The 1,725-nt window shown below is 61.2% G+C and carries 2 protein-coding genes; both read left to right on the top strand.

The annotated features are described in order from the left end of the window. Window positions 1-368 precede the first annotated feature (368 nt). Window positions 369-1,292 (top strand): branched-chain amino acid transaminase, encoded by a 924-nt coding sequence (locus tag BQ17_RS10955; protein WP_089726989.1) that lies wholly within the window; start codon window positions 369-371, stop codon window positions 1,290-1,292. A gap of 104 nt (window positions 1,293-1,396) precedes the next feature. Then, a complete protein-coding gene (locus BQ17_RS10950) occupies window positions 1,397-1,588 on the top strand; it encodes a zinc-finger domain-containing protein (RefSeq protein WP_089726991.1) in 192 nt (63 codons plus the stop codon). Window positions 1,589-1,725 lie beyond the last annotated feature (137 nt).

Here is a 1,725-nt window from a genome sequence, read left to right as displayed (position 1 = left end):
GCGGCGGCAGGATGGTGCCACTTGGCCGACCCCCGGCTTATGCTTAGGGCTGGAGGTTCCGGTAAGCGTCGGGGTGAAGTGGCCGCCGCACTCCAAAACGTCCGGGGGAACCTTTCTATGATCGTTGGCAGTCCGGAATCCATAAAGAGCCTTTTTAGAAGTTCCAAGCATCCTGTTAATCCTGGGAATCCTGTTAATCCTGTACTATTTGTGCAATCCGAACGCTGGCGGGTATCCGCCCCGGATTGGTAAGGCGTCTGCTCTGCGGCGCTGCAAGGATCCGAATCATCCGTAGGCATTTTTCGCCCTCGAGGATGCAAGCGTTACAGGGCCGTGCCCGAACACCCGGAGCTCAAGCGGAGACAAGCATGACGACGATGGCAGACCGTGACGGCCACATCTGGCTGGACGGCGAGATGGTGCCCTGGCGCGCGGCCAAGACCCATGTGTTGACCCACACCCTGCACTATGGCATGGGGGTCTTCGAAGGCGTACGCGCTTACCGCACCGAACGGGGTACCGCCATTTTTCGCTTGCGCGAACACACGGACCGCCTGTTCAACTCGGCCCACATTCTGGGGATGACCCTGCCCTACGACCGGGAGACGCTGGACGCGGCCCAGCGGGCCGTGGTGCGGGCGAACGGGCTCGACTCCGCCTACATTCGCCCCATGTGCTTCTATGGCTCCGAAGGCATGGGCCTGCGCGCCGATAATCTGAAAGTCCACTGCATGGTGGCGGCCTGGGAGTGGGGCGCCTATCTGGGCGAGCAGAACATGCGAGAGGGCATCCGCGTCCGGGTCTCGTCCTTTACCCGCCACCACGTCAATATCACCATGTGTCGGGCCAAGGCCAACGGCAACTACATGAACTCCATGCTGGCCCTCCAGGAGGCCCTGCGTGACGGCTACGACGAGGCCCTACTGCTGGACGCCGAGGGCTATGTCATGGAGGGGAGCGGCGAGAACATCTTCATCGTCCGGGAGGGCGTGCTCTATACGCCGGACCTGACCTCCGCCCTCGACGGTATCACCCGCAGGACGGTCCTATCCCTGGCCGACGAGCTGGGAATCCAGGTGGTGGAGAAGCGCATCACCCGTGATGAGGTCTATATCGCCGATGAGGCCTTCTTTACCGGCACCGCGGCGGAGATCACCCCGATCCGGGAGGTGGACGGACGTACCATCGGCACGGGCACCCGGGGCCCTATTAGCGAGCGCCTCCAGGACCTGTATTTCGATCAGGTCCACGGCCGCCGCGACGAATATCCCCAATGGCTGACCCTGGTCTGAGGCGAGCGCTTGCCGCTGATCGCCTAATTTTCCTATGGGAAACCAGACAGCTTCTTAGCAACTACCCACAAGCTGACAAGACATCGGTGTCGGAGGGCCGGAAGATGACAGAAACCGCCACTAAGACCCAGGACAGCCGGCAAGCGATAGCGGTCGGCCGCAAGGACCTGCCTCTATCCTGCCCCCGCCCCCAGGATGAGGTGTGGAACATGCACCCCAGGGTCTATCTCCCCCTCGAGCAATCCGGGGCAGCGGTCTGCCCCTATTGTGGTGCGCACTACCAACTCGCGGACTGAGCCCGGTTTTTAGAAAAGACTGGTTGTTGCCACCCCAACCCGATGCTAAGAGGCCGTCTAAAAACTAACCCATTGATTTTAAATCGGTAGGCTGGGGTGAGGAACGAACCCCAGCGTTGGTTATTGCTGGGTTTTGG

Origin of the sequence: Candidatus Thiosymbion oneisti (assembly GCF_900092655.1) — a bacterium.
Taxonomy (GTDB): Bacteria; Pseudomonadota; Gammaproteobacteria; order Chromatiales; family Chromatiaceae; genus Thiosymbion; species Thiosymbion oneisti.
Note: the sequence above shows the minus strand (reverse complement) of the source record. Positions and strands in the feature narration are given on the sequence as shown.

Coding starts and splice junctions, on each gene's coding strand:
- BQ17_RS10955 (WP_089726989.1), top strand. CDS start 369: ATGACGACGATGGCAGACCGTGACGGCCACATCTGGCTGGACGGCGAG.
- BQ17_RS10950 (WP_089726991.1), top strand. CDS start 1,397: ATGACAGAAACCGCCACTAAGACCCAGGACAGCCGGCAAGCGATAGCG.